Below are 24,059 nucleotides of genomic sequence, written 5' to 3'. Positions count from 1 at the left end.
TGCGAATCCATGTCAGGTTGCCGCGACCATGAATCAGTTGGAAGCGCTGTGCCGCAGATCGAGGCAATGCAACGCCAATTGAACGGTGAGCAATTCCTCGCCGTGCGGGAAAAAGGTTAGCCCCGAAAGAAGGGCCGCGCGATCTTGCGGCTCACGGCGAGTTCGATCAATCGTACTCGACCCGGGATGCGAAGGCAGGATATTGCCGCGCCATGTCCTGCAGGCAGTCTCGCATCAGCCTCGCGTCGCGCGGAAAGCGGCGTTCGAATTCCGACCAGCCTTTCAGCCGAAGAATGAGCGGCATATCGACCAGCGCGGTAATGGCGTCCCGGAACGCATCCCAGTTTCTTCCGTACCAATCCGGGAAGCTCAACTGCTTCATCAGCCGCACATGCAACTGTTCGGTCGATTCGATATCGTCGAGCTCGATTTCCACCCGCGTGTCGCGTGCCATCATGTTCTCCGACGGACAGGTCGCGCAACATTCAATTCATTTCGCGCGCCGTACCGAGCATCATAGCGCGCGCTTCCGGCGGCCGCGCAATCCGCTCCCGGACCGCCGGCGCCGCCAGGCACGTCGCGACGGCCTCATACCCCGGCGCACCGGGGTAAGGCGCCACGCGTGCAGGTAGGCTGTGATTGGCCGGGCACAACAGGATGGTTTCGTCGGGGCCGACCGCCGCGAGATCGAGGATCGCCGACGAGCGCGTCAACAGGAACAGCGGCCGCATGCCGGCGGCCGCGCGTGCGCGCAGATGCGCGATCAACGCCAGTTGCGTGGCCCGGTCGAGATCCTGTTCGATCATGTCGACGATCAGTACGCGCGGACCTTCCGCTTCGAGGCTGACGAGCAGGGCGGTCAGCGCCGCCGACGGCGTCGCGCCGTCGCCGGCGAGCAACGCCGCGGTGCGGTCGACGCGCGACTTCAGTTCCGGATCGGCGCGCAATGCATCGAATGCCGCGGCACAGTCGTCGTCCAGCCGATCGAGGCCGACGAACACGGCGCCCGGCAACGCATCGGCCAGCCGAAGCGCGAGCCGCGTCTTGCCGCTCCCGAGCGAACCGATGATGTAGTTCAACGGCCGGATATCGCGACACTCGAACCGTTCGCCGCCCCACGGCCACGGCAGATCGAACGCGACACCGGCGCTGCCAGGGTCGACCAGCCGCGTGAGTTCGCCGTCGGCCGGCATTCGCCCGCGCGCCAGGCCGGCACGCATCGCGCGCACGCTGTCGAGCTTGCCGACGAGATCCTGAATCCCGCGATCGAGCGCCGCTTCGTGAGCCGCCAGCGCGGCATCGAGACTGCGCGCGTCGCCGCCGAGCACGTTCGCTACCTGCGCGAGACCGAGGCCGAGCTTGCGCAGCGCCGCGATGTCGGCGGCGCGGGCGAGATCGTCCGGGCCGTACGCGCGGTATCCGGCCGGCGTGCGTTCGGGCATGACGAGGCCGTGCCGCTCGTACAGCCGCAGCGCCTTGATCGAGACGCCGAGCCGCGCGGCGGCGGCCGATGCGTTCAAGCGCAGTGTGTCCGTACCCATCCGTCACCTCTTTGCTGTCGATTCGTTGCGGTCAGCATAAAGGCGATCCCAAGGGCCGGGTCAAGCGCGATCGCTCCAACGCTCAGTCGGCGGCCGCGAACTCGTCGCGCAGCGCGCGATACAACCGGCGATAGCGCGCGAGTCGCCCCGCCAGCAGATCGACCGACGCGGGATCGGGCGCGACCCTCTCCGTGACGGGCGGCGCGACACAGACTTCCTCCAGGCTGTCGTTCGTCGCAGCCAGCCGTGCGAGCCGCGCGGCGCCGAGTGCCGCGCCGACCGCGCCATCCGCATGCCGCTGCATCGCGAGTCCGGTCGCATTCGCGCACAGCCGTGCCCAGAACGCGCTCTTCGAGCCGCCGCCGATGAACGACACCGCGTCGAGCGTCGTGCCGGCCGCGCGCAGCGCGTCGTAGCCGTCGGCCATCGCGAACGCGACGCCTTCCATCACCGCATACGCGAGATCGTCCGCATCGTGTTCGTTCGACAGCCCGAAGAACACGCCGCGCGCATGCGCGTCGTTGTGCGGCGTACGCTCGCCGCCGAGATACGGCAGGAACAGCGGCGCGCGGGCTGGATCGGCGTGCTCGGCGCGGGCGGCCAGCACGCCGGGCGTCGTGCCGTGCGCGCGCGCGAGCCAGTCGAGGCTCGCGGCCGCCGACAGGATCACGCTCATCTGGTGCCAGCGCCCTTCCACGCAGTGGCAGAACGCGTGCACGGCCGCGTCCGGGTTCGGCGCGAAGCGGTCGTTGCCCGCGAACAGCACGCCCGACGTGCCGAGCGACAGGAAGCCGCTGCCGGCGCCCGTGACGCCCATGCCGATCGCGGACGCCGCGTTGTCGCCGGCGCCGCCGGCGATCGTCACGGGCCCGGCGATTCCCCACTCGCGCCGCAGCGCGTCGCGCAACTGCGCGGCGGCCGCGTTGCCTTCGACGAGGCGCGGCATCTGCGCGTGCGACAGCTCGGTCGCGGCAAGCATCCGGTCGGACCAGTCGCGGCGCGCGCAGTCGAGCCACAGCGTGCCCGACGCGTCGGACATATCGGACACGAATTCGCCGGACAGGCGCCAGATCAGGTAGTCCTTCGGCAGCAGCACCTTGTGCACCGCACGAAACACGGCCGGCTCGTATTTTGCGAGCCAGAGCAGCTTCGGTGCGGTGAAGCCGGGCATCGCCATGTTGCCGGTGATCGCGCGCGATTCCGGCACCAGCGCCTCGAGTTCCACGCATTCGGTGCCCGCGCGCGTGTCGTTCCACAGGATCGCGGGGCGCAGCACCTGGTCCGCGCGGTCGATCAGCGTCGCGCCGTGCATCTGCCCGGACAGCGCGATGCCGCGCAGCGCGGCGAAGCCGGCCGGGTGCGCGGCGCGCACCGCCGCGATCGCGTCGAGCATCGCGTGCCACCACGCCTGCGGGCTTTGTTCGGACCAGTGCGGACGCGGCCGGCTGATCGACAGGGTGGCCGAGCCGGTCGCGAGGGGGACCGATCGGGAATCGGTGAGCAGAACCTTGACCTCGGACGTGCCGAGATCGATGCCGAGATATGTCACGTATGAAGCATCCTGTCTGGGGCGCGCGGCGGCACGCGTCGCGGGGGCGGCGCGTCGTCGCGGCCGTGCGGTTCGTTGAGCCGGTGCAGCGCGCGGAACTTCGACGGCGGCACCTGCTTCATCGCGAGAAACTGACGGTTGAAGTTCGACAGGTTGTTGAAGCCAACCCGGTAGCAGATGTCGGTCACCGTCAGGTCGGAAAACATCAGCAGCTCGCACGCCTCGTTGATGCGCAGCCGGTTCAGGTAGCGCACGAACGACGAGCCGGTGTGACGCCGGAAAAACCGCGTGAAGGTGCTGACGCTCATGCCGGCGAACGCGGCGACGTCGGTTTCGCGCAGCATGCCGGGCAGGTTCTGCTGCAGGTACGACAGCACCTGGTTGATGGTCGACGACATGTAGTGCTGCGCGTCGCTGCGGTAGCCGGGCCCCGCAAGCACGCGCCGCTCCCGGCACGACGACAGCCGGTCGAACAGCGACATCAGGATCTCGACGCGCCGGCAGCCGTGCGCGTTAGCGAGTTCGAGCATCAGCGGCGCGACCTCGAGGCCGACGCGATCGGGAAACTGCACGCCGCGCGCCGCGTCGTCGATCAGCTCGATCACCGGCTGCAGCTCGCTGAACGCGTCGACCATCTTCTCGATCGCATCGCGCGAGAACTGCAGCACGACGTCGCGCGACGGTACGCGTTCGCCGTCGGCGAGCTCGCTGACCCAGTTGTGCGGCAGGTTCGGCCCGGTGACGATCAGGTTGCCGGGCCCGAAATCGCCGATGTGGTCGCCGACGAACACCTTGCCGCGCGACGCCTGGATCAGGTGAATCTCGTACTCGGGATGGAAGTGCCACTTCGCGACCGAATGCGGATAGTCGTGGATCCACGCGCGGAACGATTCGTCGCGGTGGGTGGGAACGATCTCGAGATCCGGGTTCATCGTGTGCTCCGTCGGGGCGTGCCGGCGTGCTACGGACGGGACATCGACCAGCTCGTCGCGGCAGGCGGCGTGGCGCGCGTCGCGGCCGTCGGCGGCACCGCGTGCGCGATCGGATTCGCGTCCGGCAGCGTGACGTTGCGCTCGGTGCCGGCGTCGAACAGATGCAGCGCTTCTTCGTCGAAGCGAAACGCTACTACGGCGCCCGGCGCCGGGGCCATCGGGGCCGGCACGAGGGCCGCGCACGGCTGGCCGTGCCAGTCCAGCGTGACGAGGGCCTCGGCGCCGAGCAGCTCGACGAGCTCGACCGTACCGGTCAGCGCGAGGGTGCCCGGGGGCGGATCGCGTTCCGCGACGAGCCGCAGGTGATTCGGTCGGATCGCGGCCTTGACCTGCTGGCCGTGCTGCAGCCCCGCGAAGCGCGACGACGCGAGCGGCCAGCGCGCGCCGTTGCAGTCGACCCATACGTTCGCGCCGACCCGCTCGATCGTGCCGTCCGCGAAGTTCATCGCAGGCGTGCCGACGAACCCGGCCGCGAACACCGTGTGCGGCTGGCCGTACAGCTCGGCCGGCGTGCCGATCTGCTCGATGTGGCCGCCGCGCATCAGTACGACGCGATCGGCGAGCGTCATCGCTTCGAGCTGATCGTGCGTGACGTACAGCGTGGTCGTCTTCAGTTGCCGATGCAGCCGCTTGATGTCGCCGCGCAACTGCGTGCGCAGCTTCGCGTCGAGGTTCGACAGCGGCTCGTCGAACAGGAACACGGCGGGCGTCTTGATCATCGCGCGCGCGATCGCCGCGCGCTGCTGCTGGCCGCCCGACATCGCGCGCGGGCGGCGGTCGAGCAGCGCGTCGAGGCTCAGGATGCGCGCGACGTCGCGCACGCGGCGGTCGATCTCGTCGGCCGGCACCTTCAGCCGCCGCAGGCCGAACGCGATGTTGTCGTACACCGTCATGTGCGGATACAGCGCGTAGTTCTGGAACACCATCGCGACATTGCGCTCGCGCGACGGCAGGTCGTTGACGACCGCGTCGCCGATCACGAGCTCGCCGCCGGTGATCGCCTCGAGGCCCGCGATCATCCGCAGCATCGTCGACTTGCCGCAGCCGGACGGGCCGAGCAGCACGATGAATTCGCCGTCGGCGATCTCGAGGTCGAGCGGATGCAGCACGGCGGGGCCGCCGTCGTAGTGCTTCGATAATGCGTGGCAGACGATTCGGGCCATGGCTCAATCCATTTCGATCTGAATCTTGACGTCGCGCGGGTGTCCGCTCGCCGCTTCCTCGAACGCGCGCACGCCTTCGGAAAACGGGAACGTGCGCGAGATGAACGGCTTCACGTCGATCGCGCCGGACGCGATCAGCGCGAGCGCGCGCGGAAAGATGTTCGCGTAGCGGAATACCGATTCGATGCGGCCTTCCTTCGCCTGCAGCGCGACCACGTCGAGCGGCACCGGCGCGACCGGCATCCCGATCAGCACCGCGCAGCCGCCCGGGCACATCAGGTCGACGAGGCCCGCATACGCGTTCGCGCTGCCGCTCGCCTCGAACACGACGTCCGCGCCCCAGCCGCCGGATGCCTCGGCCACCGCGTCGGCCAGCGGCCGCGTACGCACGTCGACGGTCGTGACGGCCGGGTTGTCGGCGAACAGCGCGAGCTTGTCCGGCACGACGTCGGCGAGTATCACGCGCGCGGCGCCGCCGGCGAGCGCGGCGAGCGCCGTCATCGCGCCGATCGTGCCCGCGCCGATCACGACCGCGAGATCGCCCGGCTTCATCGCCGCCTTCTTCGCGGCCTGCAGGCCGATCGACAGCGGCTCGACGATCGCGCCTTCGGCGAACGACACGTTGTCGGGCAACCGGTACGTGAACGCGGCCGGATGCACGACGAACGGCGTCAGGCAGCCGTGGATGGGCGGCGTCGCCCAGAAGCGCACGTCGGGATCGAGGTTGTAGAGCCCGCGCAGCGTCGCGGGCGAATCGAGGCGCGGCACGCCCGGCTCCATGCACACGCGGTCGCCGACGTGCAGGTGCGTGACGGCGGCGCCGGTCTCGACGACGGTGCCGGACGCCTCGTGGCCGAGCACCATCGGCGCGTCGACGCGGAACGGGCCGATCCCGCCGTGCACGTAGTAATGCACGTCGCTGCCGCAGACGCCGACCGTATGCACCTTGATCCGGACGTCGCCGGGGCCGACCGCCTGCGGCAGGTCGATGTCGCGCAGCGCGAGTTCGCGCGTACGTTCGAGGACGAGTGCTTTCAACGTGTTCTCCTTATTTTCCCTTGACGATCGAATTGAGCAGCCGGCTCAGCATGCCGACGAATATGAGCGGCGGCAGCGCGAGCAGCACCGTCGACGCGTTGATCACGCCCCACGGCACTTCCTGGCCGAGCGACGTGAACGCGGACGCGACCACCGGCAGCGTCGCGCTGCGCGACGAAGTGAGCGCGAGCGCGATCATCAGTTCGTTCCACACCAGCACGAAGCTGAACACGATGCCGCCGAGCAGCGTGCTCGCGCACACCGGCAGCGCGATGTGCCAGAACACCGCGTACGGGCCATAGCCGTCGAGCGCGGCGGCTTCCTCGATCTCGCGCGGCAGCCGGCGAAACACGGGGATCGACAGCCATGTGATGGTCGACAGCGTGACGAGCAGGTACGTGACGATCATCGACAGCTTCGTGTCGTACAGCCCGAGATCGACCCAGATCGCGATCAGCGGCAGCGCGACCGCGACGGGCGGCAGGAAGCGCAGCGACAGCAGGAAGAACTGGATGTCGCGCTTGCCGCGTACGGGGTAGCGCGCGATCGCATACGCGGCCGGCACGCCGAGCACCGCGCCGATCAGCACGGCCGCGCCGACGATCGCGATGCTGTTGCCGAGCCCGATCAGCACCTCGGGGCTCGACAGCACCTGTTCGTAGTTCGCGAGCGTCGGCGTGAAGAAGAAGCGCGGCACGGGCGTGACGATGTCGAGCAGATGCTTGAGCGAATTGAGCACGGCCCAGAACAGCGGGAACGCGGCGACGAGCAGGATCGCGCCGGCGATCGCGGCGGTGGAAACATTGGCGGCACCGCGCCGGGCCATCAGTCGTCCCATTTGTTGACCCTCTTCCAGATGAGCGTGAACACGAGCGTGGTCGCGACCATCATCAGCACGGCCATGCCCGACGCATACGACACCTTGCCGGCGAGGCCGATGCCCTGCTGGTACGCATAGAGATCGAGCGTTTCGGTCGCGATGCCCGGGCCGCCCTTGGTCATCACGTAGATCAGGTCGAACGAGCGCAGCGACTCGACCATCTTGATGAACACGAGGCTCACGAGCGGCGCCTTCAGCATCGGCAGCGCGATGTACGCATGCACCTGCCACGTCGTCGCGTAGTCGAGCCGCGCGGCTTCGAGCGGCTCGGGCGGCAGCGTCTCCAGCAGCTTCAGGATCACGACCGCGAAGAACAGCCCCCACTGCCACACGTCGACGAGCGCGACCGCATACAGCGCGAGATGCGGATCGGCGAGAAACGCGGTGTGCTCGACGCCGAGCGCGCCGAGCAGCCAGCTGAGGATGCCGGTGAGCGGCGCATACATGAACTTCCAGATGAACGCGGCCGACACGCGCGGCAGCAGCACCGGCATGATCAGCACCAGCGACGCGAAGCGGCGCCAGCGGCCGTGCACGCGCTCGAACAGGAACACCGCGAGTGCGATGCCGACCAGCACCGCGCCCGCGACCGTGACGACCTCCCACAGCACCGACACCTCGATCGCGTTCAGGAAGCGCCGGTCCGACGCGAGCCGCACGAAGTTGCGCAGGCCGACGAATTCGCTGTCCGGGTAGCGCAGGACGCGGTTGCGCAACGCGAGGTTGATCGCGGCGATCGTCGGGACGAGGCTCAGGACCGCGAGCAGCGTGAGCGTCGGCGCGAGGAACACCCACGGCAGACTCGTGCGGTCGCGGCGCGCGCGGCCGCGCCGGGTCGACGGTGCGGGAGAGGCCGGGCGGACGCCGAGCGCGCGTCCGCCGGCGCCGTCATTTGCGAGCGCCATGTTCGAGCGCGTCCTTCGCGTACTGGTCCGCGTCGTCGAGCGTGCCGCGGATATCCGTCTGCGTGCCGGTGAACACCTGTTCGAGCGCGATGCCGAGGTTGTCGCCGATATCCGGCCACTGCGGCGTACGCCAGATCGTCACCTGCGTGACGGGGTTCGTGTCGTTCAGCCCGGCCTGGATCTGCGGCGCGACGTGCTGCTTGAAGTACGGGCTGCCGATCGTGCTCGAGCGGTTGTAGTCGCTGAACACGCCGTTGCGCAGCCGCGCCTGTTCCTGATCCTTGCTGGTCGCCCATGCGATGAAGCGGCCGGCGGCCATCCGCGTGCAGTCGTCCTTCGCGCCGACCGCCGAGATCGCGAAGCCGTGGCCATACGCGGCCGACGGCAGCGGTGCGGGCGGCCGCGTGTAGCCGACCTTGCCGGCCACGCTCGACTTGCTCGTATCCTCCATCCAGTCGGCGAACGGCGTCGATTCGATCATGAACGCGACCTTGCCCGAGCGGAACGCTTCGAGCGCGTTGCTCCAGTCGTAGGTCGCCGAGCCCGGCGGCGCGTACTTGAACAGGTCGCTGTAGAGCTGCGTGGCCTTCACCGCGCCCGGCGAATTGAACGCGGGCTGGCCGCCCTTGTCGGTCCATGTGCCGCCCATCCCGAGCATGAACGGCGACCAGCGCCACACGTTCATCCCCGAGCCGCGCTGGCCGCGCGCGACCCAGCCGTACAGCTTCGGCGGCGCGTTCAGCTTCTTGATCGCGGCGACGAGCTGGTCGAGCGTCTTCGGCACCGGGATGTGGGCGGCGTCGAGCAGGTCGCGGCGATAGAACAGGAAGTCGCCGCCGCCGATCAGCGGCGCGAAGTACGCGACGCCGTTGTAGCTCGCGACCGCGCGGCGGCCGGGCAGGAAGTCGTCGTAGTCGTAGTCCTTCGGGTAGTACTTGAGGAGCGGCACGATCCAGTTGGCCGACGCGAATTCGGCGACGTTCGCCTCGTCGACGTAGTAGATCTGATAGGAACCCGCGCCAGTCGACGCGTCGAGCCGCGATTTCGCGCGGCGGTCGTTTTCGCCGAAATAGCTGATCTCGACCTTCGTGCCGCTTTTCTTCTCGTAGTCGGCCAGCGATTTCTCCATCACCGACAGGCCGAGGCTCTTCTGCGCGAGCACGCGGAGGGTCGGCACCTTGCAGGTTTGCGCGGCCGCGACGCCCGGCAGACAGGCGCCGAGCAGCACGCCGGCTGCGACGATTCGCATCTTGTTCACCCGTGTCTCCTTGATTCTGCTTGTTCGAATGCCGCCGATGACGGCAGGAACAATGGTGTGACGCGGGCGAGGCGATCACCACATCAAAAGAGTTCGGGAACCGATACTTTTTGCTCAGGGTTGGTCGTGCGATGCACAAAATGTGGTGGTCGGGCGCAAACCGCGCGCGACAGCGGCGAGGCTCGCGCGTTACGCCGGGAAGCGCTCGCTGTCGGGCGCCGGCACGAGATCGTCGGGCCACCGCACCTCGAACAGCGTGCCGCCCGCGCCGGTCGGCTCGCACAGCGCTTCGCCGCGATGCGCATGTGCGATCGCCGCGACGACGGCGAGCCCGAGGCCGGTGCCGCCCGGTTGCGACTCGTCGACGCGCCGGAACGCCTGGAACACGTGCGGCGCGAACGCGGCCGGGATGCCGGGGCCGTCGTCCTCGACGCGCAGCCGGCACATGCCGTCCTCGATGCGCGTCTGGATCCGGATCGCGCCGGGCGCCGCATGGCGGCGCGCGTTCTCCAGCAGTGCGAGCAACGCCTGGCGGATGCGGACCGGGTCGCAGCGCATGCGCCGCGGGTCGAGATCGAGTTCCGGATGCTGGCCGGCGGCCTGCAGCGCGTGCGCGAACACGTCGACCACCGCGCGCACGTCGGCGGCGAGATCGGTGTCGCGGATCTCGATGCTCAGGTGGCCGCTGTCGGCGAGGCTGACCACGCGCAGATCCTCGATCAGACGCGTCAGCCCTTCGACCTGCGCGAGCAGGCTGCGGTACAGCGCGTCGCTCGGCGTGAACACGCCTTCGGCGAGCCCCTGCAGCCGGCCGCGCAGCACGGTCACGGGCGTGCGCAGCTCGTGCGCGATCGCCGCGTTCCAGAAGGTTTGCTCGTCGGTCACGCGCTGCAGCTCGCTCGCGAGCGCGTTGAAGTTGTCGGCGAGGAGCGCTGCCTCCTTCAACGAACGGTCGCCGGCGACCGCGCGCGCGCCGAGATCGCCGCGCGCGACGCGGCGGATGCTGTCCGTCACCGAATTCAGCGGCACGAGGATGCGGCGCGACAGGTTGATCGCGACGATGACCGCGATCAGCAGGCCGACCAGTGTGGTGGAGGTGATCCACACCCACTCCGGCCCGCTCGGGAGCCAGCTTTCCGGCTTGAACGACTCCGGCGAGTACTGGTACAGCAGGTAGTAGAACGCGTAGGCCGTCACGACGATCAGCACCGTGACGCCGAACGCGATCGCGCCCATCGTCAGCGCGATCTGGCGGCTCAGGCCATCGAGTCTCACTCGCCGCTCCACAGTTTGTAGCCGACGCCGCGCACGCTGGCCGGCACGCCCGCGACGCCGAGATCGTCGAGTTTCTTGCGCAGCTTGCTGACGTGGCTGTCGACCGTGCGCTCCAGCGCATCGCCTTCCGGAAGGCAGGTCGCCATCAGCTCGGCGCGGCTGAACACGCGGCGCGGGGCACGCGCGAGTTGCGCGAGCAGCTTGAATTCGGTGAGCGTCAGCACGAGCGTGTGGCGCGCGCCGTCGACTTCGACCGTCGCTTCGTGGTGCTCGAGATCGATCTCGAACGGCGCGGCGCGCAGCACGCGCTGCTCTTCCTGGCGCGAGCCGGCCATCGACCGGCGCAGCACCGCCTGCGCGCGCGCGACGACTTCGGCGGGGTTGAACGGCTTGACCACGTAGTCGTCGGCGCCGATGCGCAGCCCGGTCAGCTTGTCGATGTCCTGGTCGAGCGCGGTCAGCATGATGACGGGCGTGTCGCCGCGGTGGCGGATCTCGGCGAGCACCTTCCAGCCGTCGACGTGCGGCATCTGCACGTCGAGCAGCACGAGGTCCGGCTTCAGCGACAGGTGGAGTTCGAGCGCGCGGCGGCCGTCGGCGGCGTGCACGGTGCGCAGGCCGTTGCGTGCGAAATAGGCGGTCAGGATCTCGGCGATCTCGGGTTCGTCCTCGGCGATGAGGATGAGCGCTTGCGCGCCTTGGCCGGCGCCGGGAGATGAGGGAAATTCGGGCATGGCCACTCGTTCGGATTCAGCGGGGTTCCATCGAATCGCCATACTACCGTACGGCCCGCGCAACCGAACGGAGACGGGCGAGGCCGCGCGATCGCCGTCGCATGCGCCGTCTTTCCGCGACCTTTCAGAAGCGCTGCAATGTGCCGCCCGACAGGGGAATACCCTGTCTTTTTTTTTCAATCCTGTTTTATGTATCATGACCTATCTTTTGCAACGTGTACTAATTAAGGGCGCCGGAAAATCCTTATCGGTATGGAGCGGTACGGCGCACGTACAGGCAGGAATGCGAACCGGATTCGCGCGCCCCGCCAGGGGCAGGCGGGCGGTGGCAGGTGAAGCGGATCGGGATCGCATCCCGTCGTCGGATTCCGCGCGAACGATGGCCGCTTGCCGCCAGGGCGGCCGGCGTTCGCGCCCATTGCAGGCGTCAATCACAGATCATGTCCAGGAAGTCATCCATCAGCGGGGCGGCCGACCTGCAGCGCAGGCAGTGGCTCAAGGTCGCGGGCGCGTCGGTCGCGGCGGGCAGTCTTGCACTCGGCGGCACGCGGGCGAAGGCCGATGCGGCGCCGGCCGCCGGCCACGACGGCGACGTACTCGATGTCGCGATCGTCGGCGCCGGGCTGGCCGGCCTGACGGCCGCGCGCGACCTGCGCTACGCGGGCTGCGAATCCTTCGTCGTGCTCGAGGCGCGCGACCGCGTGGGCGGCCGCACGCTGAACTACGACGTGGGCGGCGGCTTCGTGACCGAAGTCGGCGGCCAGTGGATCGGCCCGGGCCAGACGGCGGTCGCCGATCTCGCCCGCGAGCTGGAAGTCGGCACGTTCCCGAGCTACTACGCGGGCAAGACGGTGATTCTCGGCGGCGACGGGCGCGCCGAAATCGACCTGGAAGGCACCTTCGGCACCGACGAGGCCGTCGCGGCGAAGCTGAGCAGGCTGTCGCGCGACGTGCCGTCCGGTGCGCCGTGGACGTCGCCGAAGGCCGGCGAACTCGACCGCCTGTCGGTCGGCGACTGGCTCGCGACGCAGGGCATCAAGGCGGAAGACCGGATGGGCTGGAACGCGTCGATCTCGCTGTCGGGCGGCGTCGCGCCGGCGAAGATGGGGCTGTTGCACTTCCTGTCGATGATCAACTCCGCCGACTGCGATTACGCGCAGCTCGACTCGATCAAGCACAGCGCGCAGGAAATCCGCTTCGTCGGCGGTTCGCAGCTCCTCAGTATCCGGATGGCGCAGCAACTGGGCGACAAGGTGCGGCTGTCGTCGCCGGTGCGGCGGATCGTCGGCTGGGATCGTAACGTCGTGACGCTGGAAACCGATCGCGGCACGGTGCGCGCGAAAAAGGTCGTGATGGCGCTTCACCCGGCGCTGTGCCACCAGATGCAGTTCGACCCGCCGCTGCCCGACAAGCGCGTCGCGCTGCAGCGCGCATGGCCGGCCCATTCGCCGGCGCGCAAGACGGCGATGGTCTACCGCCGCCCGTTCTGGCGCGACAAGGGCTTGAACGGCCACATCTTCCAGACCGACGGGCCGGTGTTCTGGGCTTACGACAATTCGCCGCCGGGCGGTGAGATCGGCGTGATCAACGCGTTCGTCCGGAACGCGCTGGTGCCGTCGGATCAGCAGGCCGCGAAGCAGATGCACGTGGATCTCTATGCGCAGGCGTGGGGCGACGAAGCGCGCGCGCCGGTGTCGTACCACGATCGCGACTGGGGGCTCGCCGACCCGTGGACGCTCACGTGCGTGTCGGCGATCCCGCCCGGCTTCTGGAGCGCGCATGGCGACGCGCTGCGCGCGCCGTGCGGCAACCTGATCTGGTCGGGCACCGAGACCGCGACCATCTGGGCCGGCTACATGGACGGCGCCGTGCGCGCCGGTCACCAAAGCGCGCTTCAGGTGCTCAATGCGCTGCGTCGTGCTTAGGAGAGCGAAGATGAAGAAACGCATGCTGCTCGTTGCGGCGCTCGTGGTGATCGGCGCATTGCTGGCGCTCTATGGCCCGACGCTGCTCGGCTTCTATCGCCTGCAGCGCCATATCGATACGGCCGCGCAAGCCGACGACGCCGACGGCGGCCCGTGGCCGCGCGTGACCGACGCGTGCATGGGCTGCCATGGCGTGAAGGGCACGTCGCTCAGCCAGGCGTATCCGAGCCTGGCCGGCCAGCCGGCGCAATACGTGGCCGCGCAGCTTCGCGCATTCGCGGGCGGGCAACGCGCAAACCCGACGATGGGCCCGCTCGCGATGACGATGAGCGAAGCCGAGATCACCCGTCTGGCCGGCTATTACGCGAAGCAGGCGCCGCAGGACAACCGCTATTTCAAGCCGGATGCGCGGCTGCGCACGAAAGGCGAGCAACTGGTGACGGGCGGCGCGTGCGCGGCCTGCCACGGCGCACGGCTGACGGGACAGGCGCAATTCCCGCGTCTGGCCGGGCAGGGCTACGACTATCTGCTCGCGCAGCTCGACGCGTTCGAGACGGGTTCGCGCAGCGAGGCGACCGGCACGATGCAGCGCGTCGCGCAGGCGATGTCGGCGGACGATCGGGCGGCGGTGGCGACCTATCTCGCGAGCGTCAGCCCCGCCCGGCAGTGAATCAACGGCAGCAATCGACCTCGGGAGTTCGAACCATGGATCACAGATCACTTGTCCTTTGTCTTTCCAGCGCGACGCTCGCGGCGACGACTGGCGTATACGGCTTCAAGTTCGTGCGCAAGCGCAACTTCCTGATCGGCCTCGAGTGGTGGATCGTGACGATCTCCGCGTCCAACGCCGTGATCTTCTTCGCGACCGAATCGCCGGTGTCGTACTTCATTTCGCACTTTCTCGACGCGTTCTCGCGCGGGTTCGGGATGCCGGTGATCGCGGTCGCCGGCCTGATGGCCGTTACGCACGGCTACCGGCCGTCGATGCGGCAGGACGTGACGCTGTTCGTGCTCGCGACGCTCGGGACGGTCGCGCTCGTGGCCGGCGTATTGCAGCACGCGCTGCCGTACTTCTACGTGGCGATGTGGACGCTGATGTCGATCTATCTCGCCGGTTTCGTGTGGCGGCTCGTGCGTGCCGGCCACGCGTTCCATGCGCTGACGACGACGCTTGCGCTCGTCGCTGCTCAGGCAATCGCGTGCATCTACGACTTCTACAAGATTCCGGGCGAGGAAACCAACGTCGTGTTCAATTTCTACGTACTGGCGCTGCTGACCTGGTCGTACCTGACCGTCGCGCTCTATTACGCGTATTGCGCACTGGAGCGGGAGAACGGGCGCAGTCGGGCCGATGCCGGTGTGTTGTCGTATCCGAAATGAATAGCTGTACTGACGAAGAGAAGACGGTTTGCACCGGTTGCCGATCCGGTCGCGGCGATCACGGAGCGCGCGGATGGCCCCGGTTCGCCTGACTCGCGCCGAGCGGCGCGATGCGACGCGTGAACGCCTGATCGACGCGGCGCGCGCGATCTTCGCGGAAAAAGGATATGCGGCCGCGGGCGTGGAGGACATTGCAGCGGCTGCGGGGTATACGCGCGGCGCGTTCTACTCGAACTTCCGCGGCAAGGCCGACGTGCTGTTCGAGCTGCTGCGACGCGATCGGGACGCGGCTGCCGCCGCATTGCAGCGGATCGTCGGTTCGCATGATCCGGACGACGATGCGCAGCGCGCGATGCTCGCGTACTGGCGAAGGGGGACGACGGAGCCTGCAGCGCGCCTGATGTGGGTCGACGCGCAGCTCCAGGCGGCGCGCGATCCACAGTTCCGTGCGCGGTTCGGCGCGTTGCTGCGCGACCGGCAGGCGCTCGCGGCCGCGTGCATCGACGCGTATGCGGCGCGGGCCGGCGTGTCGCTGCGGTTGCCCACGCCGGTGCTGGCGCTCGGCCTGACCGCGCTGTGCGACGGCATGCAGCCGCACGGCGCGGCCGACGCGCTGGCCGACGCGGTGCTGGTCGGCTTCATCACGCACACGGTGTTCGACCGCGTGCGCGGATGACGGCGCGAAGACGCGTCGGCCGCACGTTGTCGTGCGTTTGTATGAAGGCCGAAAGCCGATTGTCATGACGGACCTGCGGCGGGTGGCCACGGACGTTCGATCATGCAGACGAAACAGGGAATACCCCGTCTTTTTCTTTTCTTTATTTTTGTCATGATGACCTAACATAGTCATCATGTTCTACTGATGGGCCGGCAGTGAAGCACGAGTCGCCGGTGGTAGCTGAACGAATCGGGAGATAGACGATGGATGCAATGAAACGAAAGGCGTTTTTCGAGGACGGAGCCGTGCTCGTCGAAGGGGTGCTCGACGACGAACAACTCGCGCAATGCCGCGCGGTGTTCGACTGGGGAATGGAGAATCCGGGCCCGATGGCGACGACGCTGCTCGACGGCACCGAATACAAGTCGCACAACGACAACGCGAACCCGTATGCGAAGGAACGGCTCGACGCGCTGGTCGGCACGCTGCCGTTCGGGCAACTGTTCGCCGACCTGTGGGGCTCGAAGCACGTGTGGTACTTCGCCGAGGAGCTGTTCATGAAGGGCGGCGGCAAGAGCGCACGCTCGCCGTGGCATCAGGACACGTCGTACCTGCCGTGGCAGGGGATGCATTTCGGCAACGCGTGGATCAGCTTCGAGCACGTACCGAAGCGCAATGCGCTGGAGATCGTACGCGGCTCGCATCACGGTGTGCGGCATGACGGCACGACGTTCCAGAACGCCGAGGATCCGACCGACCCGCTCCACGGCGGCGACGTGTGGCCGCGCCTGCCGAACATCGAGGCCGAGCGTCGCGCGGCGCCGGATGCGTACGACATCCTGTCGTGGGAAACGAAGCCGGGCGACGTGCTGCTGCTCCATCCGGGCGTGCTGCACGGCGGCGGCGCGGTCGACGCCGATTTCCCCGATCGCCATACGCTCGTGCTGCGCTTTTTCGGCGACGACGCGGTGTTCAGCCCGCTGCCCGATGAAAGCCGCTCGGGTTTCACGCCGGCCGGCGTGCTGTTCGTCGAGGAACTCGCCGGGCTGAAGGCCGGCGATCCGTTCCGCGCGCCGTGTTTCCGTCAACTCGTCTGAACCGGGAGAACGCATCATGACAGCAACCCCGAAGCGGCAATCGATCGTGCCGGCCGCATTCCAGCCGTGGTACGACGCGTACCACTTCTCGCCGGCGACGCGCGTCGGCGACACGATCTGGGTGTCGGGCCAGGTCGGCCTCGACGCGCAGATGCAGCCGGCCGACGGCGTGCAGGCGCAGGCGCGGATCGCGTTCGAGTGCCTGAAGATGATCCTCGAGGAAGCCGGCGCGAGCCTCGCCGACGTCGTCGAACTGACGACTTTCCACACGGACCTGCAGCGCGAGACCGAAGGCTTCGCGGCGGTCAAGGACGTGTATTTCCCCGACCGCTACCCGTCGTGGACGGCGGTCGGTGTCACGCAACTGGCGTTGCCGGGGCTGTGCGTCGAGATCCGCGCGGTGGCGGTGGCCGGTTCCGGCAAGGGCTGACGGAAGGCACGAGGGTTTTGCATCGGATCTGCGTTCCATATGGATCGCAGTACTGAAGAAAAATACCGGGATGGCAGTCAAGCGGCAGGCGGCCGGACGGAACCCCGGCCGGCCTCGATCAGGGTGCGACGTCATCGTCGGCTGACGATGACGATCGAAACAAACGCGTTTCGTCCGGGATGGGCGAGCGAAGGCGGAGCACGAAGGAGAACCATGATGAAGAAGCATCGTTTCTGGACCACGTCCGCGATCGCGGCCGCTGCATGTGTCGCGATCGGCACCGCCGTCGCGGCGGACGACCTGACGCCGGCCGGCGCCGACCGCTCGGCGAGCAAGGACGGCGCGGTGCCGGCCTATGCGGGCAAGCAGTCGCCCGACGCCGGCTGGGAGTGGGGCAAGGTGCGCGGCGATTTCTGGAAGCACCGCAACGAGAAGCCGCTCTACTCGATCGACGCGGCGAACGTCGACAAGTATGCGGACAAGCTGTCGCCCGGCCAGGTCGCGCTGATCAAGCAGAAGAAGGGCTACCGGATGGACGTCTACCCGTCCCACCGCGAATGCCAGTTGCCGGATGCCGCCGAGCAGAACTCGAAGGCGAACCTCACGGCCGCGAAGCTGGATTCGACCGGCGAAAACCTCGCATCGGCCGCGTTACCGGGCGTGCCGTTTCCGCAACCGAAGAGCGGCATCGAAGCGATCCTGAACTACGAGATGCGCTATCGCGGCGAGGGCGTCGAATGGGCGCAGGTTGCGACGAGTATTTCGCCGCGCCCCGGCGGCAGCGAATGGATCGACGCGGTCGGCCCGCAGACGTTCTTCTTCCCGTCGGCCAAGCTCGGCAAGACATCGCCGCAGGACGTCGACCAGTTGAGCGCCGCCGTCTACTTCCAGATGAACTCGCCGGCCGCGCTGGCCGGGCAGGCCTTCGTCCAGCGGCAGTACTTCAACAAGGACTCGGAAACCTACTACTACTTCCCGGGCCAGCGCCGCGTGCGACGCATGCCGGCCTATACGCACGACGCGCCGCTGATCGGCTTCGAGAACCAGTACCTGATCGACGAGGCCAACATGATCAACGGCTCGCTCGACCGGTTCAACTGGAAGCTGGTCGGCAAGAAGGAAATGCTCGTCCCGTACAACGCGTTTGGCATGTACCGGTTCAAGAGCAAGCTGCACGACGTCGCGACGCCCGACGGCCTCGCTGCCGCGAACCGTCGCTACGAGACGCATCGCGTGTGGGTCGTCGAGGCGACGCTGAAGCCGAGCGCGCGACACGTCGCGTCGAAGAAGGTGTTCTATCTCGACGAAGACAGCTGGCTCGCGCTCGTCGGCGAGGACTACGACGCGCAGGGCAAGCTGTGGAAGGTGCGGGAAAGCTACCCGATTCCGGTGTGGGAACTCGGCGGCACCTGCGACAACGAGCCGCTCGCGCAGTACGACATGATCAACGGCCGCTATGTGTTCGATGCATCGTCGATCGGCCAGGGCAAGGACATTCGCTGGTTCGGTCAGGCCGACGATCCGCGCTTCAAGCAGGATTTCTACACGGCGGAATCGCTGCGCTCGGTCAGCGAACGTTGACGACGACCGGCTGACGGATACAAGGACCGGCGCGCGCAACGATCGTGCGCCGGCATCGAACAGGGGCGGAGGTGGATCATGGAACCGGCAAGATTGATCAGGAATGCTACGGTATCGGTGGCGATGGCGGGCGCCGCGACGTCGAGCGCATATGCATACGACTTCACGGTGGGCGGCGGTGCCGTGCAGGGTTCGTGGGTGACGAACCTGACGGCGGGCGCCGGCATCCGGACCAAAAACCCGAGTTGCTCGCTCACCGGCGACCCGAACGCGTTCGGCTGCGGTGCGGGCGCGAACACCAACCAGTGGGGCTATGCGGACAACGGTGACCTGAACTACCGCAAGGGCCAGCCGTTCAGCACCTACGTCGGCGCGACCAGCGAGCTGCTGCTGAAGATGCCGAGCGAAGGGCTGAAGTTCATGGTGCGCGGCACCGGCATGTACGACTTCATGGCCAAGAACACGAACCGCACGCCGTTGTCGAGCACGGCGGCCGCGCAGGTCGTCTACAACGCGCAACTGCTCGACCTGTGGGCGCAGAAGGATTTCACGATCGGCGGGCGCAACGCGCACGTGCGGCTCGGCAACCAGGTGATCAACTGGGGCGAGAGCATGTTCGCGCAGAGCGGCATCAACGCGACGAACTCGATCGACACGCAGAAGCTGCTGATCCCCGGCTCGCAGCTCAAGCAGGCGCTGCTGCCGGCGCCGATGGTGAGCCTGGCGGCCGACCTGTCGCACGGGTTCAGCACCGAGGCGTACTACCAGTTCCAGTGGAACGGCAACCGCTATCCGCCGGTCGGCTCGTACTGGTCGGTGACGAACGGTTTCGGCCGCGGCGCGGAGCCGTTCACGATCAACACGAACAACCTGAACGTGACCGGCCCGAGCGCCGGCACGATCGCGAACGCGATTGGCGGATCGGGCGCGGCCGGCAACCAGGACACGCTCAACGCGATCAAGAACGGGCTCGTGAACGGCGCGTACGCCGGACCGCCGTTCAACGACATCGGCCTGCCGAGCACGACGAACCTGCCGGCGAAATACCGGCCGCAGTTCGGCGTGAAGTTCAACTATGCGCCGCGCTCGTTCGACGCGAACTTCGCGTTCTACTACCTGAACTACACCGACAAGTCGCCGGTGCTCGCGTCGCTCGCGAACGGCACCGAGCAATGGTCGTATCTCGGCCGGCGCCAGCTGTTCGGCGTCAGCGCGAACTTCGGCGTCGGCCCGTGGGCGATCGGCACCGAACTGTCGTACCGGCCGCGCGACGCGGTCGCGCTGTCGAGCTGCTACGGCGCGGGCGGTCCGCTCGACCTGAACACGAACGGCGTGGCCGGCGTGAATTGCCCGCAATGGGTCGACAAGAAGAAGTTCCAGTACGACATCAACGGGCTGCTCGCGCTCACGCGCAGCGAGTATCCGTTCCTGAAGCTGCTCGGCGCCGATTCGGCCGCGCTGACGTGGGAACTGACGTGGATCTACTACCCGGGGCTGAAGTCGAGCGGCGTGACGCGCACGGTCGACGGGCAGACCGTCACCCAGGTGCCGCAAACCGGCTACCTGCCGTGGCTGAACAACGGGTCTGCGGCCGGCTATCCGATCGGGATGGGCCAGGGTACGTCGAGTTCGGTGGGCGCGACGATCGACTTCAACTGGACCTATGACGGCTCGCTGATTCCCGGCTGGCAGGTCACGCCGGGCGTGACCTTCAGCACTGGCCTGTACGGCTACACGCCGACCTTCACAGCGAACTACATGCAGGGTGCGAAGTCGCTGAACGTCTACGTGCTGTTCAACCAGAACCCGCCGAACTGGCAGGCCGGCATCAACTTCACTTCGTTCTGGGGCGGTCACAACACGGTGGGCCAGCCTTATGCGGACCGCAATTTCGTCGGCTTGTTCGTCACGCGGAATTTCTGACGGCGGCGGGTGGCAGGTGGGCCACCCCAATACATGAAGGGGTAACGTCGTGCTCAATCGTCTGGTCAGTCGCCTGGAAAGGCTTTTCTTCGGTCACCGCGCGATCGTGCTCGCGGCGATCGCGTTGTTCACGGTCGCGATGGCCGTGTTCGCCGTGCAACTGCGCATGGATGCCGGGTTCGAGAAGCAGATGCCGATCGGGCACGAGTACATCCGCACGTTCCAGCAATACCGGAACGACCTGCTCGGCGCGAACCGGATCACGGTGGTCGTGCGCGCGAAGCACGGCTCGATCTGGTCGAAGCAGGGGCTGACGCGGCTGTACGACGTCACGCAGGCCGTCACGTACCTGCCGAACGTCGACCGGATCGGCGTGCGCTCGTTGTGGACGCCGAACGCGTTCGTCAACGAAGTGACCGACGAAGGGTTTCGCGCCGAACCGATCATCCCCGGCACGGTCACGCCCGACCAGTTGACGCCCGACATCGTCGCGCGGGTGCGCCGGGCGACGACGCTCGGCGGCTACGTCGGCACCCTCGTGTCGCACGGCGAGGACAGCGCGATGATCACGGCCGAGCTGAACGAGCGCGACAGCGCCGGCAAGGTGCTCGACTACGTCGCGTTCAATCATCTGCTCGAAGACAAGATCCGCAAGCCGTTCGAGGATACCGGCTACGAGATCCAGATCATCGGTTTCGCGAAGCAGATCGGCGATATCGCCGACGGCGCGACGGCCGTGCTCGGCTTCTGCGCGGTCGCGCTGCTGCTGACCACGCTCGCGGTGTACTGGTACTGCCATTCGGTGCGCTTCACGGTGCTGCTGGTCGCGTGCTCGCTCACGTCGCTCGTGTGGCAGTTCGGCACCCTGAAGCTGCTCGGCTTCGGCCTCGATCCGCTCGCAGTGCTCGTGCCGTTCCTCGTGTTCGCGATTGGCGTGTCGCATGGCGTGCAGCAGGTGAACTTCATCGTCCGCGAGATCGCGCACGGGCAGAGTTCGTTCGATGCCGCGCGCCACAGCTTCAGCGGCCTGCTGATCCCGGGCGTGCTCGCGCTGATTACCGCGTTCGTGTCGTTCATCACGCTGTTGCTGATCCCGATCCCGATGGTGCGCGAGCTGGCGATCACCGCATCGCTCGGCGTCGCGTACAAGATCGTGACGAACCTGATCCTGCTGCCCGTCGCGGCATCGTGCTTCAACTTCACGAAAACCTACGCGGACAATTCGCTGAAGCGCGCACAGCAGCGTGCGAAGCCGCTGCGCGTGCTCGCCCGCGTGGCGGAGCCGAAGTACGCGGGCGTCACGGTCGCGCTGACGGTGGCGATCTTCGCGCTCGCCGCGTGGCAAAGCCGCGATCGCGTGATCGGCACGCTGCAGCCGGGCGCGCCGGAGTTGCGCGCGGACGCGCGCTTCAACCGCGACGCGACGTCGATCGCCGGCAACTACGACATGGGTCTCGACTGGCTGACGGTGGCGATCGAATCGACCGGCAACGCGTGCGACAACCCGGCAGTCGGCCTGTACGAGGACGACTTTTCGGCCGCGATGAAGACCGAGCCGGGCGTCGTGTCGGTGCAGTCGTACTCGGCGATGCTGCGCGCGTACAACCAGGGCTACAACGAGGATTTCCCGAAGATGAACGTCGTGCCGATCGCTGCCGAGAACTACGGCGCGGTGTCGGTCGACGTGTCGCGCCTGAAGGGCTTCATGAGCCGCGACTGCGGGATGACGGCCGTGCACCTGTTCCTGACCGATCACAAGGCGACAACGATCAACCGCATCCTCGACGACGTGAAGCAATACCGCGCGTCGCATCCGTTCCCGGGCATCACGGTGCGGCTGGCCGCGGGCAACGCGGGCGTGCTCGCCGCGACGAACGACGAAGTCGAGAAGAGCGAGTTGCCGATGATGCTCTACGTGTATGCGGCGATCCTGGTGCTCGTGTTCCTGGCCTACCGCGACTGGCGCGCGATGCTCGCGTGCTGCGTGCCGCTGTCGGTCGCGACCTTCATCGGCTACTGGTTCATGAAGGAGCTGCAGATCGGGCTGACGGTCGCGACGTTGCCGGTGATGGTGCTGGCGGTGGGTATCGGCGTCGATTACGCGTTCTACATCTATAACCGGCTGCAGGTGCATCTCGCGGGCGGGCAGGACATCGTGAAGGCCGTGCAGCACGCGATGCTCGAAGTGGGCGTGGCCACGATCTTCACCGCGATCACGCTGGCGATCGGCGTCGCGACGTGGAGCTTCTCGGCGCTCAAGTTCCAGGCCGACATGGGCAAGCTGCTCGCGTTCATGTTCATCGTGAACCTGGTGATGGCGATGACCGCGCTGCCCGCGCTCGCGTCGGTGCTCGAACGCTGGTTTCCGCGCCGCAAGCCGGCCCGCGCACCGGGCCTGTTCAGCCACTGACGCCGACCCACATTCCGACGGAGATTCAGTCATGGTCAAGACCCTCGCTATTTGCGGCGTGCTTTGCTTGGCGGCGGCAGCGTTTGCACGCTTCCATGAAGCGCGACAGCCGGCGCCGGCCCACGCGTTCGCGACCGACGCGCAACGACTCAGCGTGCGCCACGCCGCTTTCGACGAGCCGGCCGTGGCCCCGTCGTCGAACGACGGCGACGCCGGCCGTCAGGCGGCGGCCGCGCAGGGTGCCGACAAGCCCGCCGTCATCGCGCTCGGCGTCGCGCATGCGGGCTGGTCGGTGCTGTTCAGCCACTGATGCCCGCGCACACCACCACTACGGAGGTTCATCCATGATCAAGACGCTCGTTGCCTGTACCGCGCTGTGCGCCGCCGCGGCGGCCTTCGCGCAACCGCAGGACGGCACGGTGGCGGCCTGGGCCGCGAAGCCCGCGCATGCGTGGGCCGCGCCGACGCACCGGATGCTGATGGATGCGGCGCGCGCCGGATCGCGGATCGTCGCGGTCGGCGAGCACGGCATCGTGCTGCTGTCCGACGACGACGGCAAGACCTGGCGGCAGGCGCAACGCGTGCCGGTAGCGGCGACGCTGTCGACCGTGTCGTTCGCGGATGCGAAGCACGGCTGGGCCGTCGGCCAGTGGGGCGCGATTCTCGCGACCGACGACGGCGGCGAAACGTGGGCCACGCAGCGGCTCGATACGTCGGTCGACCAGCCGCTGTTCTCGGTGCTGTTCACGAATGCGAGCGACGGCATTGCCGTCGGCCTGTGGTCGCTGATGCTGCAGACGCACGACGGCGGCAAGACGTGGGCGCGCACGACGCTGCCGAAGCCGCCGGGCGGCGGCAAGGCCGACCGCAATCTCTATCACGTGTTCGCCGACGCCGCACACGCGCTTTACATCGTGTCCGAACAGGGGATGGTGCTGAAGTCGGCCGACGGCGGCGCGAACTGGACCTATCTGCCGACGGGCGGCAAGGGCACGTTGTGGTCGGGCGTCGCGATGCCGGACGGCCGGATCGTGGTCGGCGGGCTGCTCGGCAGCCTGTTCGAGAGCCGCGACGGCGGCGCGACGTGGACCGCACAGCACACCGGCACGCGCAGCTCGATCACCGATCTCGTCGCGACCGGCGGCGGGCTGACCGGCGTCGGGCTGGACGGCCTCGTGCTGACGCAGCGCGTGGCCGGCGGCCCGTTCGACGTCGTGCAGCGCGCGGATCGCGCGACGCTCACCGCCGCGCTGATCGATACGCGCGGCAAGCCGGTGCTGTTTTCGCACGACGGCGTGCTGGCCGCGCCGTGAATTGAAT

General features: G+C 67.8%; 22 protein-coding genes. 11 read left to right on the top strand and 11 right to left on the bottom strand.

Annotated features, from left to right (window positions below; genetic code table 11):
• Window positions 1-166: 166 nt before the first annotated feature.
• The 11 genes from HWX55_RS19665 to HWX55_RS19615 form a co-directional block, all read right to left on the bottom strand.
• Window positions 167-454 carry a barstar family protein gene (locus HWX55_RS19665; RefSeq protein ID WP_175976952.1) on the bottom strand — a complete coding sequence of 96 codons (288 nt, stop codon included), beginning with the start codon at window positions 452-454 and terminating at the stop codon, window positions 167-169.
• 31 nt (window positions 455-485) lie between these two features.
• Window positions 486-1,541 carry a MerR family transcriptional regulator gene (locus HWX55_RS19660; RefSeq protein WP_175976951.1) on the bottom strand — a complete coding sequence of 352 codons (1,056 nt, stop codon included), beginning with the start codon at window positions 1,539-1,541 and terminating at the stop codon, window positions 486-488.
• An 82-nt stretch (window positions 1,542-1,623) separates the two neighbouring features.
• The gene (gene xylB, locus HWX55_RS19655) at window positions 1,624-3,090 is read right to left on the bottom strand and encodes a xylulokinase (protein WP_175976950.1); all 1,467 of its coding nucleotides are present in this window, start codon (window positions 3,088-3,090) and stop codon (window positions 1,624-1,626) included.
• Window positions 3,087-4,022, bottom strand: a complete 936-nt coding sequence (locus tag HWX55_RS19650) for an AraC family transcriptional regulator (protein WP_175976949.1) — start codon at window positions 4,020-4,022, stop codon at window positions 3,087-3,089. Before HWX55_RS19650 ends, xylB begins: the two co-directional genes overlap by 4 nt.
• Before the next feature lie 29 nt (window positions 4,023-4,051).
• Window positions 4,052-5,245 (bottom strand): sn-glycerol-3-phosphate ABC transporter ATP-binding protein UgpC, encoded by a 1,194-nt coding sequence (ugpC, locus tag HWX55_RS19645; protein WP_175976948.1) that lies wholly within the window; start codon window positions 5,243-5,245, stop codon window positions 4,052-4,054.
• 3 nt (window positions 5,246-5,248) lie between these two features.
• Complete coding sequence (locus tag HWX55_RS19640; protein WP_175976947.1) at window positions 5,249-6,283, bottom strand: NAD(P)-dependent alcohol dehydrogenase; 1,035 nt, start codon at window positions 6,281-6,283, stop codon at window positions 5,249-5,251.
• Window positions 6,284-6,293: 10 nt separating this feature from the next.
• On the bottom strand, window positions 6,294-7,121 hold the full coding sequence (locus HWX55_RS19635) for a carbohydrate ABC transporter permease (protein WP_175976946.1): 828 nt from the start codon (window positions 7,119-7,121) through the stop codon (window positions 6,294-6,296).
• Window positions 7,109-8,068, bottom strand: coding sequence for a sugar ABC transporter permease (locus HWX55_RS19630; RefSeq protein ID WP_244140603.1), 960 nt, complete (start codon window positions 8,066-8,068; stop codon window positions 7,109-7,111). The genes HWX55_RS19635 and HWX55_RS19630 overlap by 13 nt, the downstream gene beginning before the upstream one ends.
• A complete protein-coding gene (locus HWX55_RS19625) occupies window positions 8,052-9,326 on the bottom strand; it encodes a sugar ABC transporter substrate-binding protein (protein ID WP_175976945.1) in 1,275 nt (424 codons plus the stop codon). The genes HWX55_RS19630 and HWX55_RS19625 overlap by 17 nt, the downstream gene beginning before the upstream one ends.
• Window positions 9,327-9,515: 189 nt before the next feature.
• Entirely contained in the window at window positions 9,516-10,601 is a 1,086-nt protein-coding gene (locus tag HWX55_RS19620; RefSeq protein ID WP_175976944.1) for an ATP-binding protein, read from the bottom strand.
• On the bottom strand, window positions 10,598-11,335 hold the full coding sequence (locus tag HWX55_RS19615; protein ID WP_050017144.1) for a response regulator: 738 nt from the start codon (window positions 11,333-11,335) through the stop codon (window positions 10,598-10,600). Before HWX55_RS19615 ends, HWX55_RS19620 begins: the two co-directional genes overlap by 4 nt.
• A gap of 440 nt (window positions 11,336-11,775) precedes the next feature.
• Here HWX55_RS19615 and HWX55_RS19610 point away from each other — a divergent pair, with 440 nt between their 5' ends.
• The 11 genes from HWX55_RS19610 to HWX55_RS19560 all read left to right on the top strand — a co-directional run bounded on the left by HWX55_RS19610 (window position 11,776) and on the right by HWX55_RS19560 (window position 24,052).
• The gene (locus HWX55_RS19610) at window positions 11,776-13,260 is read left to right on the top strand and encodes an FAD-dependent oxidoreductase (RefSeq protein ID WP_175976943.1); all 1,485 of its coding nucleotides are present in this window, start codon (window positions 11,776-11,778) and stop codon (window positions 13,258-13,260) included.
• A gap of 10 nt (window positions 13,261-13,270) precedes the next feature.
• Entirely contained in the window at window positions 13,271-13,930 is a 660-nt protein-coding gene (locus HWX55_RS19605; RefSeq protein ID WP_175976942.1) for a c-type cytochrome, read from the top strand.
• 35 nt (window positions 13,931-13,965) lie between these two features.
• Window positions 13,966-14,640 (top strand): hypothetical protein, encoded by a 675-nt coding sequence (locus HWX55_RS19600; protein WP_175976941.1) that lies wholly within the window; start codon window positions 13,966-13,968, stop codon window positions 14,638-14,640.
• 73 nt (window positions 14,641-14,713) lie between these two features.
• Window positions 14,714-15,316, top strand: coding sequence for a TetR/AcrR family transcriptional regulator (locus HWX55_RS19595; protein WP_175976940.1), 603 nt, complete (start codon window positions 14,714-14,716; stop codon window positions 15,314-15,316).
• Window positions 15,317-15,561: 245 nt separating this feature from the next.
• Window positions 15,562-16,395 carry a phytanoyl-CoA dioxygenase family protein gene (locus HWX55_RS19590; RefSeq protein WP_175976939.1) on the top strand — a complete coding sequence of 278 codons (834 nt, stop codon included), beginning with the start codon at window positions 15,562-15,564 and terminating at the stop codon, window positions 16,393-16,395.
• A gap of 16 nt (window positions 16,396-16,411) precedes the next feature.
• Window positions 16,412-16,825, top strand: coding sequence for a RidA family protein (locus tag HWX55_RS19585; RefSeq protein ID WP_060410669.1), 414 nt, complete (start codon window positions 16,412-16,414; stop codon window positions 16,823-16,825).
• A gap of 213 nt (window positions 16,826-17,038) precedes the next feature.
• Window positions 17,039-18,406, top strand: coding sequence for a DUF1329 domain-containing protein (locus HWX55_RS19580; protein ID WP_175976938.1), 1,368 nt, complete (start codon window positions 17,039-17,041; stop codon window positions 18,404-18,406).
• A gap of 78 nt (window positions 18,407-18,484) precedes the next feature.
• On the top strand, window positions 18,485-20,329 hold the full coding sequence (locus tag HWX55_RS19575) for a DUF1302 domain-containing protein (protein WP_175976937.1): 1,845 nt from the start codon (window positions 18,485-18,487) through the stop codon (window positions 20,327-20,329).
• A gap of 49 nt (window positions 20,330-20,378) precedes the next feature.
• Window positions 20,379-22,739 (top strand): efflux RND transporter permease subunit, encoded by a 2,361-nt coding sequence (locus tag HWX55_RS19570; protein ID WP_175976936.1) that lies wholly within the window; start codon window positions 20,379-20,381, stop codon window positions 22,737-22,739.
• A gap of 31 nt (window positions 22,740-22,770) precedes the next feature.
• Complete coding sequence (locus HWX55_RS19565; protein ID WP_175976935.1) at window positions 22,771-23,049, top strand: hypothetical protein; 279 nt, start codon at window positions 22,771-22,773, stop codon at window positions 23,047-23,049.
• Window positions 23,050-23,083: 34 nt separating this feature from the next.
• Window positions 23,084-24,052 carry a YCF48-related protein gene (locus HWX55_RS19560; RefSeq protein WP_175976934.1) on the top strand — a complete coding sequence of 323 codons (969 nt, stop codon included), beginning with the start codon at window positions 23,084-23,086 and terminating at the stop codon, window positions 24,050-24,052.
• The last annotated feature ends 7 nt before the right edge of the window (window positions 24,053-24,059 follow it).

Origin of the sequence: Burkholderia sp. BCC1047, from assembly GCF_902833155.1 — a bacterium.
GTDB classification, from domain to species: domain Bacteria; phylum Pseudomonadota; class Gammaproteobacteria; order Burkholderiales; family Burkholderiaceae; genus Burkholderia; species Burkholderia sola.
This window is presented reverse-complemented; position numbering and strand designations above follow the sequence as displayed.

Excerpts from the sequence above, each read along its gene's own strand:
- HWX55_RS19665 (WP_175976952.1), bottom strand. The coding sequence starts at position 454 with ATGGCACGCGACACGCGGGTGGAAATCGAGCTCGACGATATCGAATCG.
- HWX55_RS19660 (WP_175976951.1), bottom strand. The coding sequence starts at position 1,541 with ATGGGTACGGACACACTGCGCTTGAACGCATCGGCCGCCGCCGCGCGG.
- HWX55_RS19650 (WP_175976949.1), bottom strand. The coding sequence starts at position 4,022 with ATGAACCCGGATCTCGAGATCGTTCCCACCCACCGCGACGAATCGTTC.
- ugpC (WP_175976948.1), bottom strand. The coding sequence starts at position 5,245 with ATGGCCCGAATCGTCTGCCACGCATTATCGAAGCACTACGACGGCGGC.
- HWX55_RS19635 (WP_175976946.1), bottom strand. The coding sequence starts at position 7,121 with ATGGGACGACTGATGGCCCGGCGCGGTGCCGCCAATGTTTCCACCGCC.
- HWX55_RS19630 (WP_244140603.1), bottom strand. The coding sequence starts at position 8,068 with ATGGCGCTCGCAAATGACGGCGCCGGCGGACGCGCGCTCGGCGTCCGC.
- HWX55_RS19615 (WP_050017144.1), bottom strand. The coding sequence starts at position 11,335 with ATGCCCGAATTTCCCTCATCTCCCGGCGCCGGCCAAGGCGCGCAAGCG.
- HWX55_RS19610 (WP_175976943.1), top strand. The coding sequence starts at position 11,776 with ATGTCCAGGAAGTCATCCATCAGCGGGGCGGCCGACCTGCAGCGCAGG.
- HWX55_RS19605 (WP_175976942.1), top strand. The coding sequence starts at position 13,271 with ATGAAGAAACGCATGCTGCTCGTTGCGGCGCTCGTGGTGATCGGCGCA.
- HWX55_RS19600 (WP_175976941.1), top strand. The coding sequence starts at position 13,966 with ATGGATCACAGATCACTTGTCCTTTGTCTTTCCAGCGCGACGCTCGCG.
- HWX55_RS19595 (WP_175976940.1), top strand. The coding sequence starts at position 14,714 with ATGGCCCCGGTTCGCCTGACTCGCGCCGAGCGGCGCGATGCGACGCGT.
- HWX55_RS19590 (WP_175976939.1), top strand. The coding sequence starts at position 15,562 with ATGGATGCAATGAAACGAAAGGCGTTTTTCGAGGACGGAGCCGTGCTC.
- HWX55_RS19585 (WP_060410669.1), top strand. The coding sequence starts at position 16,412 with ATGACAGCAACCCCGAAGCGGCAATCGATCGTGCCGGCCGCATTCCAG.
- HWX55_RS19580 (WP_175976938.1), top strand. The coding sequence starts at position 17,039 with ATGATGAAGAAGCATCGTTTCTGGACCACGTCCGCGATCGCGGCCGCT.
- HWX55_RS19575 (WP_175976937.1), top strand. The coding sequence starts at position 18,485 with ATGGAACCGGCAAGATTGATCAGGAATGCTACGGTATCGGTGGCGATG.
- HWX55_RS19565 (WP_175976935.1), top strand. The coding sequence starts at position 22,771 with ATGGTCAAGACCCTCGCTATTTGCGGCGTGCTTTGCTTGGCGGCGGCA.
- HWX55_RS19560 (WP_175976934.1), top strand. The coding sequence starts at position 23,084 with ATGATCAAGACGCTCGTTGCCTGTACCGCGCTGTGCGCCGCCGCGGCG.